General features: G+C 71.5%; 2 protein-coding genes. Both read left to right on the top strand.

The features are described 5' to 3' along the window. The coding region (locus ACFT2C_RS29060; RefSeq protein ID WP_377210578.1) for an ATP-binding cassette domain-containing protein at positions 1 to 506 on the top strand (506 nt) is incomplete at its 5' end. Between the two features lie 87 nt (positions 507 to 593). After that, entirely contained in the window at positions 594 to 1,664 is a 1,071-nt protein-coding gene (locus ACFT2C_RS29055; protein ID WP_377210577.1) for a chitinase, read from the top strand. Positions 1,665 to 1,732: the final 68 nt, after the last annotated feature.

Raw genomic sequence — 1,732 nt, 5'->3', positions numbered from 1 at the left:
GTGCTGGGTATTTGTCGAGTGGAACCGGTTCCACTCGACAAATACCCAGCACTCAACGAGGCGGGGCGGGGGGTGAGGTGGTGACCGGGCGGGTCGCCTATCTGCCGCAGCGGGTCGATGTGCTGGCCGAGGCGTCTTCCGTGCTCGACGCCGTGCGGGAGGGTGCGCCGCACGTGCCGCCGGGGGAGCTGCGCAACCGGCTGGCCCGGTTCCTGGTGCGGGGCGCGGCGGTGGACCGGCCGGTCGCGACGCTGTCGGGCGGCGAGCGGTTCCGCGTGGCGCTGGCGCGGCTGCTCCTGGCGGACCCGCCCGCGCAGCTCCTGGTGCTGGACGAGCCGACGAACAACCTCGACATCGCGAGCACGGACCAGCTCGTGGACGCGCTGGCGGCGTACCGGGGAGCGCTGCTGGTGGTGAGCCACGACGGGGCGTTCCTGGACCGGCTGGGCCTGGACGCCCGGATCCGGCTGGACGCCGCGGGCAACCTCACCGAGGAGCGGCGATAGCGGGTACGGGATAACCCTGATGCGCGAAATTTCACCCGGGTTGTACGGTCTCTTTACTTATTCGACCGACACCTTCGGGAGACGACGATGAAGACACACCCGAGGCGCCTCGGCGTCCTCAGCGCGCTGACCGCGGCACTGCTTGTCACCGGCGGCATGGTCGGCGCCACCGCGGCGGGTGCCGACGGCGCCGGCGACCCCGCCGTCGGCGCCGGCGACCCCGCCGTCACCGCGGCGGCCGGTACCCGGACCGCGGACGGCGACGCCGGTACCCAGGCCGAGGCCGCGAAGATGCCCGGCGCGCCCTACCTGTTCCTCGGCTGGGGCGACCCGCAGGACGCCACCTCGGTGATGAGCGAGACCGGCGTCTCCGCGTTCACCATGGCGTTCATGCTGTCGTCCGGCGGCTGCACGCCCGCGTGGGACGGGCAGCGGCCGCTGACCGGCGGCGTCGACCAGCAGACCATCGACGCGATCAAGGGCGCCGGCGGCCAGGTGCAGATCTCGTTCGGCGGGTACTCCGGCAACAAGCTGGGGCCGAGCTGCTCCAGCCCGGAGGCGCTCGCGGGCGCCGTGCAGCAGGTGATCGACGCGCACGGCCCCGACGCCGTCGACTTCGACATCGAGAACACCGACGAGTACGAGGACTACGCCGTCCAGGACCGCATCCTGCAGGCGATCGCCCTCGTCAAGCAGAACAACCCGGACGTGCAGACCGTCGTGACGATCCCGACCGCGATCAGCGGCCCGGCCGGTCCGGGGGCCCGCCTCATCACGCGTGCCGCCGAGCTGGGCACCCCGATCGACAACTACACGATCATGACGTTCGACTTCGGCGGCTCCGACATGGTCGCCGACACCATCAGCGCCGCCCAGGGCCTGAAGGACCAGCTCAAGGCCGCGAACGGCTGGTCCGACGCCGAGGCGTACGCCCACTCCGGCATCTCCGGCATGAACGGTCTCTCGGACATGCAGGAGACGACGACGCCCGCGCAGTGGACCGAGATCCGCGACTGGGCCACCGCGCAGGGCCTGTCGCGCTTCGCGTACTGGGCGGTCAACCGCGACCGGGGCTGCCCCGGCGGCGGCGTGACGTCGAGCTGCAGCGGCATCGAGCAGCCGAACCTGGAGTTCACGAGAATCACGGCAGGCTTCTGACCCGCCCCGCCCCCTTGTTGTGGGCGTGATCGTTGCGCCTTCGCGCCGGTTTTTGGGCGCAACGATCA

The organism is Promicromonospora sp. NPDC057138 (genome assembly GCF_042670845.1).
GTDB lineage: Bacteria > Actinomycetota > Actinomycetes > Actinomycetales > Cellulomonadaceae > Promicromonospora.
This window is presented reverse-complemented; position numbering and strand designations above follow the sequence as displayed.

Bases quoted from the DNA above. Each gene is read 5' to 3' on its own strand.
- ACFT2C_RS29055 (WP_377210577.1), top strand. From the start codon at position 594: ATGAAGACACACCCGAGGCGCCTCGGCGTCCTCAGCGCGCTGACCGCG.